The 15,000-nt window shown below is 43.2% G+C and carries 15 protein-coding genes and 1 pseudogene; 10 read left to right on the forward strand and 6 right to left on the reverse strand.

What is annotated here, in order from left to right; all coding sequences use genetic code 11:
* Positions 1-61 precede the first annotated feature (61 nt).
* The 3 genes and pseudogenes from FFL34_RS12850 to FFL34_RS12860 all read left to right on the forward strand — a co-directional run bounded on the left by FFL34_RS12850 (position 62) and on the right by FFL34_RS12860 (position 3,194).
* Positions 62-523: a GtrA family protein gene (locus FFL34_RS12850; protein WP_138603771.1), complete on the forward strand. Its 462-nt coding sequence runs from the start codon at positions 62-64 to the stop codon at positions 521-523.
* Between the two features lie 251 nt (positions 524-774).
* Positions 775-2,118 carry a sensor domain-containing protein gene (locus FFL34_RS12855; RefSeq protein ID WP_171046364.1) on the forward strand — a complete coding sequence of 448 codons (1,344 nt, stop codon included), beginning with the start codon at positions 775-777 and terminating at the stop codon, positions 2,116-2,118.
* Between the two features lie 123 nt (positions 2,119-2,241).
* A pseudogene (locus tag FFL34_RS12860) lies at positions 2,242-3,194 on the forward strand (cation diffusion facilitator family transporter).
* On the opposite strand, the gene FFL34_RS12865 reads toward FFL34_RS12860, so the two are convergent.
* Positions 3,191-3,427: a hypothetical protein gene (locus FFL34_RS12865; RefSeq protein WP_138603773.1), complete on the reverse strand. Its 237-nt coding sequence runs from the start codon at positions 3,425-3,427 to the stop codon at positions 3,191-3,193. The pseudogene FFL34_RS12860 and the gene FFL34_RS12865 sit on opposite strands and share 4 nt — an antisense overlap.
* Before the next feature lie 113 nt (positions 3,428-3,540).
* Positions 3,541-4,653: an NAD(P)/FAD-dependent oxidoreductase gene (locus tag FFL34_RS12870; protein ID WP_138603774.1), complete on the reverse strand. Its 1,113-nt coding sequence runs from the start codon at positions 4,651-4,653 to the stop codon at positions 3,541-3,543.
* A 182-nt stretch (positions 4,654-4,835) separates the two neighbouring features.
* On the opposite strand from FFL34_RS12870, the gene FFL34_RS12875 reads away from it, so the two are divergent.
* Positions 4,836-5,333 (forward strand): hypothetical protein, encoded by a 498-nt coding sequence (locus FFL34_RS12875; protein ID WP_138603775.1) that lies wholly within the window; start codon positions 4,836-4,838, stop codon positions 5,331-5,333.
* Positions 5,334-5,654: 321 nt separating this feature from the next.
* Positions 5,655-6,602: a manganese-dependent inorganic pyrophosphatase gene (locus FFL34_RS12880; protein WP_138603776.1), complete on the forward strand. Its 948-nt coding sequence runs from the start codon at positions 5,655-5,657 to the stop codon at positions 6,600-6,602.
* A gap of 60 nt (positions 6,603-6,662) precedes the next feature.
* Here the strand turns inward: FFL34_RS12880 and menC are convergent, their stop codons facing one another.
* The 3 genes from menC to FFL34_RS12895 are packed head-to-tail and all read right to left on the reverse strand — an operon-like array spanning position 6,663 to position 9,735.
* Positions 6,663-7,778, reverse strand: a complete 1,116-nt coding sequence (gene menC / locus FFL34_RS12885; RefSeq protein WP_171046365.1) for an o-succinylbenzoate synthase — start codon at positions 7,776-7,778, stop codon at positions 6,663-6,665.
* A 24-nt stretch (positions 7,779-7,802) separates the two neighbouring features.
* Positions 7,803-8,588 carry a GNAT family N-acetyltransferase gene (locus tag FFL34_RS12890; RefSeq protein WP_138603777.1) on the reverse strand — a complete coding sequence of 262 codons (786 nt, stop codon included), beginning with the start codon at positions 8,586-8,588 and terminating at the stop codon, positions 7,803-7,805.
* A 16-nt stretch (positions 8,589-8,604) separates the two neighbouring features.
* Entirely contained in the window at positions 8,605-9,735 is a 1,131-nt protein-coding gene (locus tag FFL34_RS12895; RefSeq protein ID WP_138603778.1) for a M20 peptidase aminoacylase family protein, read from the reverse strand.
* Positions 9,736-9,898: 163 nt separating this feature from the next.
* Here FFL34_RS12895 and FFL34_RS12900 point away from each other — a divergent pair, with 163 nt between their 5' ends.
* The 5 genes from FFL34_RS12900 to FFL34_RS12920 all read left to right on the forward strand — a co-directional run bounded on the left by FFL34_RS12900 (position 9,899) and on the right by FFL34_RS12920 (position 13,268).
* Complete coding sequence (locus tag FFL34_RS12900; RefSeq protein ID WP_138603779.1) at positions 9,899-10,438, forward strand: TatD family hydrolase; 540 nt, start codon at positions 9,899-9,901, stop codon at positions 10,436-10,438.
* Positions 10,439-10,558: 120 nt separating this feature from the next.
* Entirely contained in the window at positions 10,559-10,882 is a 324-nt protein-coding gene (locus FFL34_RS12905; RefSeq protein WP_138603780.1) for a TatD family hydrolase, read from the forward strand.
* A 63-nt stretch (positions 10,883-10,945) separates the two neighbouring features.
* Positions 10,946-11,554: a Dph6-related ATP pyrophosphatase gene (locus FFL34_RS12910; RefSeq protein WP_138603781.1), complete on the forward strand. Its 609-nt coding sequence runs from the start codon at positions 10,946-10,948 to the stop codon at positions 11,552-11,554.
* Positions 11,555-11,577: 23 nt separating this feature from the next.
* Positions 11,578-12,132, forward strand: coding sequence for an SLOG family protein (locus tag FFL34_RS12915; protein ID WP_138603782.1), 555 nt, complete (start codon positions 11,578-11,580; stop codon positions 12,130-12,132).
* Positions 12,133-12,263: 131 nt separating this feature from the next.
* Positions 12,264-13,268 carry an NERD domain-containing protein gene (locus tag FFL34_RS12920; RefSeq protein ID WP_171046367.1) on the forward strand — a complete coding sequence of 335 codons (1,005 nt, stop codon included), beginning with the start codon at positions 12,264-12,266 and terminating at the stop codon, positions 13,266-13,268.
* A gap of 128 nt (positions 13,269-13,396) precedes the next feature.
* Here the strand turns inward: FFL34_RS12920 and betB are convergent, their stop codons facing one another.
* Positions 13,397-14,866 carry a betaine-aldehyde dehydrogenase gene (betB, locus tag FFL34_RS12925; RefSeq protein ID WP_138603784.1) on the reverse strand — a complete coding sequence of 490 codons (1,470 nt, stop codon included), beginning with the start codon at positions 14,864-14,866 and terminating at the stop codon, positions 13,397-13,399.
* Positions 14,867-15,000: the final 134 nt, after the last annotated feature.

Raw genomic sequence — 15,000 nt, forward strand, 5'->3', positions numbered from 1 at the left:
CTCCAGGGCGAAGCGGCAATAGTCGGCCTTTGACATGACAGGCATACAAAGAGGAATTTTCATGGCACAAAACAAATCAAAAAGAGGTCCCATGCAATTTCTGCAATTTGGTGTGATTGGTTTTGTTAACGCTGGAATTGATATTGGGACATTGAATCTTTTGTTAATTTTATTTCATACGGATAATAAAGGTTTGCTTTTGTTATATAATACGATTGCTTATACACTGGCTGTCGCTAATAGTTATTACTGGAACGCTAGTATTACTTTTAAGCGGTCGGCAAAAGGGAGTAATCGCCAGCGTATCCTGTTCATTGTACAGGGGCTGATAAGTCTTGGTGTAAATAATCTTGTCTTTCTTGGCATCAATGAATTAGTGCAGTATATCGGAATCAATAATTGGCTAGGTTATAATATTGCCAAAGGAATGGCCATGTTTCTCTCGTTTTTGGCAAGTTTTTTTATGGTGAAATATTTTGTATTCAGGGATTTCGGAAAACGATATATCAATGAAAAAAACTGAGCTGTATTTAGCTCAGTTTTTTTGTAAGATCAGATGGTATAAATTTTAGAAGGTCTTGTAAAAAGCCTTGGCACTCGTTATATGGGGAAAAGGAATGTCAATTTTCACTAATGATTTGGTAAAAATTGAAAATATAATTCAAAAGTACTAGAAAAATTTTTAAAAGCATATATAATTAAAGTTATGATGTTTTTTATTCAGAAAAATCATTTTAGATTATCGGCATGATTTGGTTAGGGGAGGTGGGAGGTTTGTCTGCAGACGGTTTCTTCAGAAATGTGTTAATGAACGGAATCAATGAAATGATTTTTATTATACGGGTTGGTAAAAATGGTGGTTTTTATTATGACTTCCTCAATCATGCCGCCAAGAAGCGGACGATGCTGACTGAGGACACTATCGGGCAGTCCATCCAAGATGTTAACCCCAAAGAAACTGCTGATTTTTTGACGGAAAAGTACAGGCGTGTGATTGAAACTAGGGATTTGGTGAATTATGAAGACAGTTATACGTCGCTGTCAGGAATCAAATACTTCGAAACAACATTAAGTCCACATTATGAAAGTAACGCAGCTATTACTCACATCATTGCACTTGTAAAGGATATAACAAAACAGAAGCAAAATGAGCTAGAGATACACAAGTCGGAAATGGAATTAAAGCGGAATAAGCTGGGATATCAATTAAAAAATAAACCAAGCGAAGATCATTTCCGAATTATTGCGGAGAATTCTAATGATTTAATCACCATGGTTAATAGCCGTGAGACAATTGATTATGTCTCTCCATCCTATCATGACGTATTAGGTTACGATTTCAACGAATATACGGGCAAACACTTTTTACATCATGTGCATTCCGATGACGAGGAGCGGGTGCATAACAGTTTTTTGCATGCAGTAAGGACACAAACGACGTGGAAAGAACAGTTTAGGCAAAAACATGGAAACGGCCACTATATTTGGTGTGAGTTACGTGGCTCACCGGTCTATGATGAGTATGGTGAATTTAAGCATATGGTCGTTCTGTCCCGGAATATTACGCTGCGTAAGGATTACGAAACACAGCTGCGATATATGGCTTATCATGATCCGCTTACAGGATTACCAAATCGCCGTTATTTTATTAAACACTTTACGGATTACTTAAAGTCAATTAAAAATACAGAAAAACGGCTGTCTATTATTATGATGGATCTTGACCAATTCAAAATGATTAATGACCGCATGGGGCATGATATTGGTGACAAAGTTATTCAGGAGTTTGGCAACCGTATTAGCCGGATTATCCGAAAAGAGGATATTCTGGCCAGACTTGGCGGGGATGAATTCATTCTAATGCTTCCGGATATTGTATCGACCGAAGATGCACAGAAGGCGGGAGAACGGATTATCCGAACATTAGATGGTGTGTGGCGTGTCGACGACTATGAGTTTCAGACAACGACCAGCTTAGGCATTGTCATTTCTTCTGCGGGTTCGGCTGAATCTGCTCGTGTCATCCTGAATTGTGCTGATGAACAACTGTATAAGGCAAAACAGGCCGGGAAGAACAATTATAAGCTTTGTAATTTTGATTATTTAAATGCACAGTAGTCCAGATTTGAGGGCAATCAAGAACCGTTTTAAAAGGCGTTGTCTGTTCTGTTTCTCATGTATAGAATCCCATGATAAAAGAATCCTACCTAATAACGGCATTATCTTTCAGGAGGAAAAAGTATGGGATTTGTAGAACGTATAAAAAAAGGAAATACATCCTCTGGTACTGCTGCAATCGGTAATACTTTCCTTGCCGCTATTAAGGGAGTGGCAGCTTTTTTTAGCGGTAGCGGTTCGATGTTTGCTACGACCATGCATTCTTTGGCAGATGCTGTTAATCAGGGATTTGTATTTTTTGGAAGCGTTCTTGCTGAAACACCGCCATCCAAACGTTTCCCAACAGGATTTGGCAGAGTTATTAATATATTCTGTATGGTTGCAGTAGTCGTTGTAACGATTATGGCTTATGAAACAATTAAAGAAGGATGGCATTTGCTCCGTAACCCATCGGAATCAGGGAATATCTGGCTGAATATTGGTGTTTTAACAGCCTCCTTTTTGATCGATGGTTATGTATTAGTAAAAGCAATAAAGGAAATTACAAAAGAAACAGAGAAGCGTCACGATGGATGGATATTGACACGAGCATTTAAAAGTGCACAGAAGGCAGCTCCTGCTACTCGTCTTGTGTTTTATGAGGATCTTGTCGCGACATCCGGTGCAGTATTTGCTTTGTTCGGGGTATTGCTTGCACAGGTTTTCGGTATTCTTAGAGCGGATGGAATTTTCACGATGCTAATTGGTGTATTGATGCTGCTCGTCGCTTTCCGTGTCGGATATGATAATATGGTTGGTCTAATTGGGGTTTCGGCTCCGGCTGAGGTTGAACAGAAGATCTCGGATATGATTATGGAAGATGAGCAAGTGGTTGACATCTATAAAATTCGCGTTGTACAGGAAGGACGCAGCTATCATGTCGAGGGAACGGTAGAACTTGAGAAAGGGCTGTCGCTCGCTGAGCGGATGATGTAAAGTTTCGCCTTAGTGAAAATTTAAAGCAATTGGATGAAGTAGCTGATGTTGTGCTGGGAATTATTGAAGACGATGATCAGCAGAAGATAAAGCAGGATTAACTCTGATTAGGGCCTACCGCATGTGAAAGAAGAGAATCAGTATTAGGCTGATTCTCTTTCCTGTATTTAATGGATGTATAAATATAATAGTCGATTGTTTCCATTTCAGCTGGCTGTGATGTGTCGCGATCCACATCATAATTAAACATAACCATTTTCAGAAAAAACCATCCGAAAATTAGTGCGGCAAGTGTAAGTGCAATAACAAGCAGAATAAGTTTTTTGCCGCTCAAAGTAAATCCCCCCTCATTTATACCAATTCAAGCATCATTCACTCTCATCCCTGTGTTAAGATTAGCAAACGGCTGTTATTCTGTAAACGATGGACACCGATTGCCCGTGATTACTAGTTAATAGCGCCAGCCACATCAAAGTCACTAAGGTTAATTTCCACTTCCTCTTCCAGTGCAAGGTTAGCCAGTTGCTGACCAACAAAAGGTCCAGTTGTCAATCCTGATGAGCCAAGGCCGTTGGCAACCAGAAGTCCATCAACACCTGAAACGGGACCGATGACTGGTAAAAAGCCTGGCGTATGCGGACGAAATCCGACACGTGCTTCCAAAATGGTACTATCAGCCAATCCGGGTGCAATTTCCAGTGCTTTTGATAGAATCTCATTTATTCCACCAGCAGTAATGCGACTATCAAAGCCAGCATCATCTTCATGTGTTGCACCGACAAGAATCCGGTCGTCCCATGTCAGCATGAATTGGTCATTTGGCGGCATCACAACAGGCCAATCAGATGTATCCGTATTTGGTGTTTTTAAATGCAAGATTTGTGCTTTTAAGGGTGTGACATTAAACTGGATATGGAGGGGTTTTAAAAGTTCGTCCATCCAGACCCCACACGCGGCAATCACTTGATCACATTCTATGGTCTGATCATTTATTGAAACGCCGGTGATTGTTGTACCGTCATGTAGTAATTCGGCATTACCATTGATGACTGTTGCGCCATGTTTTTGTGCACCGCGAATAAGGGAGTTCCGGATACCTCGTCCATTGACCCGGGCCCCACCGCTAATATGAACTGCTCCATAGCCATCATCAAGATGCGGAAACATTGCTTTTGTTTCATTTGGGTCTAGCAGGGTGACATCCCCGATTTCTGGAGCATCTTCACGGCGTTTTAAGGCACGTTCTTTCATGGCGTTGAGTTTTTTCTGATCGTTATGGATACTGATGGCGCCGGTCTGTGCATAGCCTGTTTCGGTTTCACCATCTTCAGCAAGTTCTTCAATTAATGACCGATACATGCGTGCGCCGCCTTTAGCAAGCTGATACCAAGCTTTATTCCGGCGCTGAGACAGCCATGGACAGATGATGCCTGCTGCAGCATCGGTAGCCTGGCCTGTATGGTGCCGGTCAATAATAGTGACATCAGCACCTGCTTTGGCCAGTTTGTACGCGGCCGATGCACCAAGTATACCTGAACCGATAACAATATATTTCTTCATGGAAAAATCCTTTCTGTTTATCCTGCATGAACGAGCAGGATGATCGCATTAGAGAGGGATAAAGCCCCTTACTGATGGAACATTTATTTTATCTGTTTCAACTATAAGAAAAAATAAGTAGAAAATAAAGGGATAACTTGTTATATAATCAAATTAACCATAGGAAAGGGGACGAACATGCAATGAAAGAAAATATAATCGCAAAAATTTTATTTGTTCTTGGATCCGCGCAAATTGTGGCAGGCGTGATTATCGGTTTGTTGCTAGCATTGAGTCCAGGAACAAATTGGTCGATTCTTTTAACTTGTGCATTGGGCGGTTTTGTAATTGGCATGTTTTTTATCGGATTTGCAGAAAATATCCGTCTCCTCCAAAACATTCATGATATATTAACCCCCAAAGCAGCAAACAAGTCACAAGCAAATCCTCGGAAAATGAGTGATACTACAGCTCAATGGGAATTGGAGGAGAGCGAAAAGGAAAAAATACGTGACCATTACCAGGATGAATCCATTGTGGAAATAGTTCCTTCCCCAAAAGAAAATTATTGTTTGGTTAGGTTCAGAAGCGGACATGAATATTATGTACGTGTTGTTTATGTCGGCGGTTTTGGGGTGCAGGAAACAGGGGAAGGATTGATTAGGCAGTCTATTATCAAGTGGTACAATGAAAGCTACTGAAGCTAGCTTTATATAAAAGCACAAAAACCAGTACACCTTATGTATCATATTATATGGAATAAACAGAAATTGCGATACGCTTGAGAACAGGGCACTAACTATCCATTTTAAGCATATATAGGAATTGGCAGAATGATACCAGATCCGAAACTTTACCTTGTGGTTCATGACCTTGATATTGCATTAAATGAATGATAATGTTTATGATAAGTTATAATGTGTAACGAAATGTTGAAAACCAACAAAATATTGTTCAATCGACATATTTTTATGATAATCTATGGTATGGACAGCAGAAAACTGTACTAAAGGAGAATGGATATGGATAAAACATTGATTTTCGGACACAAAAGCCCTGACACCGATAGCATTTGTTCTGCGTTGGTCTATGCAGATTTGAAAAAAGAGCTTGGTGTGAATGCACATCCCGCAAGACTTGGTGAAGTTAATAAAGAAACACAATTTGCGCTTGATTATTTTGGTGTAGAAGTACCACCACTTATTAAAAAAGTGGACGATGATGTCAAGAATGTCATTTTAGTCGATCATAATGAATTCCAGCAGAGTGTCGATAATATTCAGGATGTGCGTATTTCTGAAGTAATCGACCACCATCGTGTTTCCAACTTTGAAACGAAAGAGCCACTCTATTTCCGATCGGAGCCAGTGGGATGCACGGCAACCATTTTAAATAAAATGCACAAAGAAAGCGGCGTTATCGTTTCTAAAAAAAATGCCGGTCTGCTGCTGTCGGCAATCATCTCGGATTCGTTGCTGCTTAAGTCACCAACGTGTACGCAGGTGGATATTGATGCAGCACATGAACTGGCGGAGATTGCCGGTGTGGACCTGGAGACGTACGGACTTGAAATGTTAAAGGCTGGTGCAGACTTAAGCGATAAATCTGCACACGATTTAATTACAATGGACGCAAAAGAATTTACAATGGGTGATGCAAAAGTACAAATCGCACAAGTTAATGCTGTTGACACCAACCAGATCTACGCATCCCAAGCGGCAATAGAGAAGGAAATGGAACAGTTCATCAGCGATAAAAATCTTGATTTGTTCCTGTTTGTCGCCACCGATATTTTAAATAATGACTCAGATGCGCTTGCATTAGGAAGTGCAAAAGACAATGTCGAAAAAGCCTTTGATGTAACGCTCGATGATAACAACCGTGCTTTATTAAAAGGTGTTGTCTCCCGTAAAAAACAAATCGTTACCAAGCTAACTGAAACATTTCTGAGTAAAACATTCACAAAGTAATAGGAGTGCGAAAAGCCCTGCACAGGATTATGTGCGGGGCTTTTTTGCATGGGTGAAAGGCTACAGTTGGAAGACTTCCTCATCAACAGTGAAGGATTCCAGTGCCTCGTCATCAATATCATAGCCAATTCCTGGTTTATCAGGGACGGTAATGACACCATTAACAACAGTGACTTCGGGTTTAATAATATCCTTTTTCCAGTAGAGGGAGGATCCAGCTGTGTCACCAGGCAGAACAAATTGCGGCAATGTGGTCAAGGCAATATTATGTGCACGACCAACGCCGGCTTCGAGCATACCGCCGCACCAAACATCGACACCATGTTGCCTGCACAAATCGTGAATCCGTTTTGCTTCGGTCAGACCGCCGACCCTACCGATTTTAATGTTGATAATTTTACAGCTGCCAAGTTCAATAGCCTTTCTAGTATCCTCTAATGAATGAATGCTTTCATCAAGGCAGATAGGTGTCCGCATTTCAGCCTGTAATTTCGCATGATCAGCGATGTCATCATGTGCCAGTGGCTGTTCAATCATCATTAAATCCAATTCATCCAGCTTTTTCAGTTGTTCCAAGTCTTCTAGTGTATACGCGGAATTGGCATCAGCCATAATTGGTGTGTCAGGGAAGTGTTTTCTGACTTCGCGAAGCACGTCGTAATCCCATCCAGGCTTTATTTTCACTTTAATCCGCTTATACCCTTCATGAACATGGCGGCTGATTGTCTCGATTAGGTCTTCCACACTTGGCTTGATCCCGATGCTGATACCAACGTCAATTTCTTTTTTGGTTCCGCCAAGTGCTTCCGCTAGCGGAATATTGTTCTGCTTGGCATACAGGTCCCATACAGCACCTTCCAAGGCAGCTTTAGCCATATGATTGCGTTTGATCGGTTTAAAGGCTTCCAGGACATCATCCGGGTGCGTGATGTCATTTTCCTTTAGCAGGTTAATTAAAAAATCTTTCATGATGTGATAGTTCGTTGTAACGGTCTCTTCACTATACCACGGGCTTGTGAAGGCGACCGATTCCCCGAAGCCGCGGCGTCCTTCATCATCCGAGATTTCTGTGATAAAAAATTCTTTTTCCTGAAGCGTGCCGAAGCTGGTTGTGAATGGGTTGTTCAGCATCATTCTCAAGTGTCTCAGTTTTATTTGTTTCATTGGTATTGTCATATTATAGCCTCCCGATTAATCGTTTTACTGTCTGGAAAAATAGTAATAGCTGGTCTCCTGTGTTTGGTCGCGCAAGAGGTCATTTGCTGTATAGCCTGCATCAAACAGGGCTTGGAACACGTCACCGGTTACTTTACGCCATTTTTTAGCAAGCGTCATATTTTCCTCTTTCATGGCTTGAAAGTTTTCCGGAATGGGGACGAACCAACCGGGCTGCTTAGTATCAAAAATGGACAGATTAGAAACCGGCTCACCATTTGCACTGAGGTAGACCAGCAGTCGATTCGTATCCAGACTGACGGCGGGAGTAGGTGTCTTTTCGGTAAGGTCCCATTCAATTTGAAAACGATCAGTCAAGAGGCCCTTGTTCAGTTTGTCCGTCATCGCCCCGTAATAATTTGGCTTGTAATAGGCCCCGGTTGCACCAAGTTGATGTAAATTCAAGTAGGCATTCCTGCTTTCAAGCGGATCATACGTCCAGGTGATTAGCGGATAGCCTTTATTCCTTGCGATGTCAAACTGCTTTAGCTTCATCTTTTTACCCAGTCCTTGTTGTCGATAGCCAGGCACAAATCCCATCATATGGGAGCAAAGATATGGCTTGATTCCATCAAAACCGGCAAAGCTGTACAGAAAGCCAATCATTTTTTCCCCGTCAAAGGCCCCCAGGATAATACCACCGTTATTCAAAGCGGTGTAGGTCTGATGAACCGGGTTAGGGGAGATGTCCCATACGGCTTGTTCCACTTGCTGCATTTGGTATAATTCATCCATTGTCGTCAGCTGCTTGATGGTGATGGTATCTGTCATTGGCTGCTGTCTCCTTTCATTGTGCGTAAGTTTTACCTGTTTTGGTCAAGGCGGTTGCTAACACCTGAACAGCTTGCGGAATAATTTCACGCTTGAATGTCATGTCTGGGTGGTGCAAGCCAGGTGTTAAGTCACATCCGATTGCCAGCATCGTTGCTTTTAAGTGCGGCCTTTTAATCGTATAAAAATGAAAATCGTCGCCGCCGGTTGTCGTGATGGCGTTTTTTAGTTTGTTTTCACCGGCACTTGTTGTTATGGCATCTGTCATCACTTGGATTGCTTCGTCATTAGTGACAGCGGCGGCAATGTTTGCACCTGTTTCCAGATCGATGGATACGTGATGGTAGTCAGCAAGCATGTTGGCAATGAGTTCTATTTTTTCAGTGAGCTGCCGCATTGCATCGTTCGTCTGCGCACGCAAATCAAGCGAGAACGTAGCACTTCCGGGTATAATATTGGTACTCCCACCGTCAGCCTGAAAAGCCGTCATTTTCGCGGAATGCGGAACCATCGGGTTAATATGAATATTATTTAAGTGCTGTACGAATTCTGCGCCGATTTCGATGGCATTTGCATTCAAATGTGGTCGGGCACCATGGGCATCATCACCACGAATCGTTCCTTTCAAAAACCTGGCAGCCCCATGCCGAATTGCCGGTGCGAATTGCTCATGACCGAGTTCCTCAACAGGGCGCAAGTGCATTCCGTACAAGAAGTCGACATCATCCACGATGCCTTTTTCGACAAACGCCAAAGCACCGGTTCCTTTTTCTTCTGCCGGCTGAAAAATGAACCGAAACGTCCCCTGATCCGGATACCCGTTTTCAAGCAGGGTCAGCAGTGTACCAATCACAATTGTCATATGGGCGTCATGACCACACGAATGGTTAGCCTGGAATTTACCATTGACCTCTTGCCATAACGCGTCAATATCGGCACGCAGCCCAATCACCGGTTTCCCGTGTCCAATCTCGATGACAAGGCCCGGTGAGTCGTCGAATGTTGTGATGTGGCAATCATATGGTTCAAATAGTTGTTTGATATATGCTGTTGTGTCATGTTCTTCCCAGCTGATTTCCGGGTGGGTATGCAAGTGGTTGAAAACAGCTTCGAGTGTTTGTTGAAGGTTGTTGGATACCGATTCCATAGCATTACTCCTCTCCTCATGGAATACTACTATGGTATCTGAAAAATCTAAATCAATCCAATTATTTGCTGGAATTTTTGCTAATGAATTGGCTAGGGCGCTTTTGAGACTGGTAATATAGAAGAAAGGCGGTTTTCTGTAATTAGAAAGGAGCGTGGTAACGATGTCTGCTCGAATCATTGATGCGCATATTCATATGGACATGTATCATCCAGACGAGCGTTCACGGATCCTTGATGACATGGAATCAAGCGGTGTGGATGCACTTATTTCCGTATCCAGCCATCTGGACTCCGCACGGGAAAATTTACAGTTGGCATGGCAGGACAGCCGGATCAAATCAGCAATTGGTTATCATCCGGAACAATCGCTTCCATCTGATGAAGTTGTGGGTAATTTGCTGCGTCTTATAGATCGTCACCAGCACGAACTTACTGCTGTCGGGGAAATTGGACTTCCCTATTATCTGCGCCAAGAAGGCAAAGTGACTTCACTGGAGGCGTATACGGACGTTTTAGAAGCGTTTATACAAAAGGCGGTTGAGCTGGATAAGCCGATTGTTCTGCATGCCATCTATGACGATGCGCCAATGGTATGTGACCTATTGGAAAAGCATTCGGCTGCCAAGGCGCATTTCCATTGGTTTAAAGGAGATGGGCGAACGGTTGAACGGCTGCGTGCAAACGACTATTTTAAAGGATAAGAAACTATAAAATATAGCGATATAGCATGTACTTGCAGGGTTAGGCCACGTCCGGCTCCAGCGCCCAGCGACTAGCGAGACTTCCTTCACCTCCGTCCGATAAGTCAACATCGACTCCCTATGGTCGTCGTGTTTCCTTTATCTCCTGCGGCTCAGTCCAGTCCGTACGTCGCTAACCGGGCGCTTGCGCCTTTGTTCTTTTCCCTAACACCGGATATATTATATAAGCAGCGAACGCGAGATTTGGTCTTGACGTACCCGCTGGAAAAGATGATGGTGGAGACGGATGGACCGTGGTCATTTGAAGGGATATTGAAAGGGAAAATGACGCACCCTGTGATGATTCACCATTCCATTCGGGAAATGTCCGACTTAAAGCGGATGTCGGTCGATGACGTTTACCGGCAGATTTATGAAAATACGTGTCGCTTTTACCGATTGTGACTGTTGTTTTGATTTGGGCGGTGTTAGAATGACAGTATATTTACGGAAAGGGAGCGGTGTCTGATGCCTACACAAGTTGCATTGTCTTTTAGTGGGGGGAAGGATAGTTGTCTAGCGCTTTATTATCTGCAGCAGGAGGGCATTGCTGTAAAATGTCTGCTTACAACAGCTTGGAAACATCCGCAGACGACCGTGGCTCACGAGGAGGAGCATTCTCGTATCCATGAACAGGCGGAGCGGCTTGGGATACCGGTGCACTTTATTGAAACGGATTTTAGCACGTATGCGGATGATTTTGTTTTTCATATTGGTGAAATGAAACGTCTTTACGGTATCGATGGAATTGCTTTTGGTGACATTTATTTGGACGGGCACCGGGAATGGGGAGAAACGATTGCCGAGCGTGCCGGTGTTGAGGCCGTCTATCCGCTCTGGGCTGACGCGTCCGAGGTGGCGGCGTTATTGCGGAAAATTGTATCATTAGGTTTCCGTGCCGAAGTGATTAAGGTAGATTCGGAAAAACTCCCACAAAGCTGGGTCGGTCGTGAGCTGGACGAAGCCTTCATTAATGACATTATAACTTATTCCGATGTTTGTCCGATGGGTGAATCCGGTGAATACCATACGTACGTGTATGACGGACCGATTTTCGAAAAAGGACGGGTAGATTAAGACGATAGGAAGTGGAAGACAGGATGAAAGTATTGGCTGTGACGGGGTACAAACCAATGGAATTGAATATTTTTAAACCGGATGATGTGCGGATTACTTATATTAAAGCAGCGATTGAGAAACGGTTGATTGCATTCATCGAAGAAGGGCTGGAGTGGGTCATCATCTCCGGCAAGATGGGGGTTGAGCTATGGGCTGGCGAGATTGTACTGGAATTAAGGGAAGTGTATGGTCTAAAGCTGGCGGTTATCCCGCCATTTGAAAATCAGGACGAGCGCTGGCCCGAGCATGTTCAGCAGGTTTACCAGGAACTAACCGCAACTGCCGACTTTTGCCGTCCCCTCTATAAAGGTGGCTATAGCGGGCCGTATCAGTACCAGGCGAGCAATAAATGGCTGATTGACAAAAGTGACGGCTGTTTGTTGCTGTTGGACGAGGAATTCCCCGGCAGCAACCGATATTTTTACCAAGAAGCACATGCATACGACGGTGATTACCCGTTATTTTTGATCACGCCATCGGACTTGGAAGATACCGTGGAAGAAATGCGGATGGCAGACCCGGAATATTGGGATTGAGTGCGAATTTGGGGGGCGGGGTTCAAAGGGGTTTGGCTGAAGTTGCTATAAAAGACGTTATTGCGGGGGATGCAGGGTTTTATAAACTTTTGTCGAATAGAGTAGTAAAATGAAATAGGGAGGTTGTGTTTTTGTTCATCAAACCAATTGTTATTCCAGCGCATATCCTGCAGGCAGATGCATTAGACCGACGCACTCCGCCTCATCACCCTTTTAAGTATAAAATCAGTCGGCGGGCCGCTAATCTTCTCTCGGGTTATAAAGGCGAAAAATCCCTCAAATATCACCTTGATTTTCTCCCTGAAAAAGAATTCTTCATCCATCACTATATAAGGCTTCCTGATAAGAATGGTCATTTTCAAATGGATTTTCTTCTGCTCTCCCGTTGTTTCTATCTCATTATAGAAGTTAAAAACGTTTATGGTAATATGCACTTTGATGATATGAGCCAAACGTATCGAGAAATGGATGGAAATGTAGAAGTTTTCACCAATCCACTTGAACAAATTAAACTGCAGCATCAACGATTGTTAAGCTGGCTTCGCATTCATGAATTTCCCCCTGTCCCAATCGAAAAGATCGTTGTCTATAGCCGTGATGACACCTACCTACGAAATCTTACTAGCAATCAAGTTGTTTCGGAAATCGTGATGCATCGTGATAGTGTACTCCCTAAAATTAAAGGATTCATGAATAAACATCAGTTTTCGTTAATTACTGAGGATCAATTAATGAAGCTTTCCTGGATGCTGCTTAATGACCATGTACCTGAAGAATCTAGTGGAATGGGGAATTTTTATTATAGTGATTGGATCAAAGGCGTTTATTGTCCCGGATGTGGCGCTGTGCCAATGAAATGGAAAAGTGGAAAGTGGCAGTGTGTCAACTGTAGCTGTGCCTCGAAAACAACGCATCGTCCGGCGTTAGCAGACTATGCTTTATTGGTCGGAAAGTATATTAATAATCGGCAGGCGAGAGATTGGTTGCAACTCGATTCTATTCATACGACGAAACGGCTGATACAGAAAGAATATTTTCAGGAATTCGGCAAAACGAGTGGTAGAAGGTACAAACTGGACATTGAAAAACTGTTAAATGATAAAGTTCACAATGAATTCGCTAAAGTTCACAACTAAAATGATAAAGTTCACAGTAAATCCGCTAAAGTTCACAACTAAAATGATAAAGTTCATAAAATCGACCCCAAAGAAATCACGAAAAAGCAACTTGGCATCACGCCAAGTTGCTACCCGCATTCCAATGATTAGAACCAATGCAGTGGTTCAGGCTTCAGGTTCTGGAAAATATGTTTTGTTTCCTGATACTCTTCCAGGCCGGGTTTACCAAGTTCACGGCCGATACCGGATTGTTTAAACCCGCCCCAAGGTGCATGCGGAAAGTATAGGTTGAACTCGTTTATCCAAACGGTACCCATGCGCATGTTGGCAACACAGCGTTCAGCCTTGGCAATATCATTCGTAAAGACACCGCCGGAAAGCCCGTAAATAGAGTTATTCGCTAATTTAACTGCTTCTTCTTCCGTACTGAATTTTTCTACAGTAATGACCGGTCCGAAGCCTTCGTTTTGTACAACGCTCATGTCTGTCGTACAGTTTGTTAGAATCGTAGGTAGATAGAAAAATCCGCCCTGCAGTTCCGGATCATCAGGACGCTCACCGCCGACAGCGACTGTTGCTCCCTCCTGCTTACCTTTTTCTACGTAGTCAACGACTTTGTCCAAATGTTCTTGTGAAATAAGTGGCCCCATCTGGGTGGATTCATCAAAGCCGCTGCCAAGCCGGATTTTTCCGACCCTGTCAGCCAGTGCCTCCACGAATTCATCATGAATGCTCTCTTCCACGATGAGCCGTGTACCTGCTGAACAGATTTGGCCAGCATGGAAAAATACCGCGTTCATCGCCTGATCAACAGCAGTTTCAAAATCAGCATCGGCAAACACAACATTTGGATTTTTGCCGCCAAGCTCCAGTGCCAGTTTTTTAACATTAGAACTGGCTGCCTGCATGATTTTCTTACCGGTTGCAATGCCGCCTGTAAATGAAATTAAGTCTACATCGTCGCTAACAGAAAGCTCTGCCCCGACGGAATTGCCTGGACCGAGAACAAGGTTGGCCACACCGCTTGGTACACCGGCTTCCTCCATTAATTCGAATACTTTAATGGATGTCAATGGCGTTATTTCGCTCGGCTTCATGATAAGCGTGTTGCCTGCAGCAAGCGCCGGCGCTAATTTCCAGGATGCTTGCAGAAGCGGATAATTCCACGGTGTAATCTGACCGCATACCCCGACTGGCTCCCGAACGACTTTGCTGATAGAATTTGGGATTGGGGAATCAATGATTTCACCACCATCTTTATCAGCCATTTCCGCATAGTAACGGAAGACACCAGCAATATCATCCATATCGCCACGACTTTCTTCCACCGTTTTTCCGGTATCAAGGGACTCCAATTCAGCCAGTTCTTCTCTATCCCGCTCAATAAAATCTGCTATTTTATGGACGATTTTTCCGCGTTCGGTGGCGGGGGTGGCTGACCAGTCCCCTCTGTCAAAAGCCTTTCTTGCAGCAGCAATTGCATCTTTTGTATCAGATTCATCGCCTTCAGTTACTTTTGCAATTATTTCTTGGTTATAAGGGTTAATGATGTCACGGACGGCACCGGCCTTCGATGTTACCCATGCCCCATCTATATATTGCTTTTTCATATTCATCGCCAACCTCCTTGACTGATTAAGACCATTAAATGAATATTTAATATTTTGAATGAACATAACTTATCATGCTTACATTATTTTGTCAAAGGCAGGGGCGGGAGTTTTATATGAGTGAATTTAAGAAAAAATTA

The sequence above is a fragment of the Lentibacillus cibarius genome (genome assembly GCF_005887555.1).
Taxonomy (GTDB): domain Bacteria; phylum Bacillota; class Bacilli; order Bacillales; family Amphibacillaceae; genus Lentibacillus; species Lentibacillus cibarius.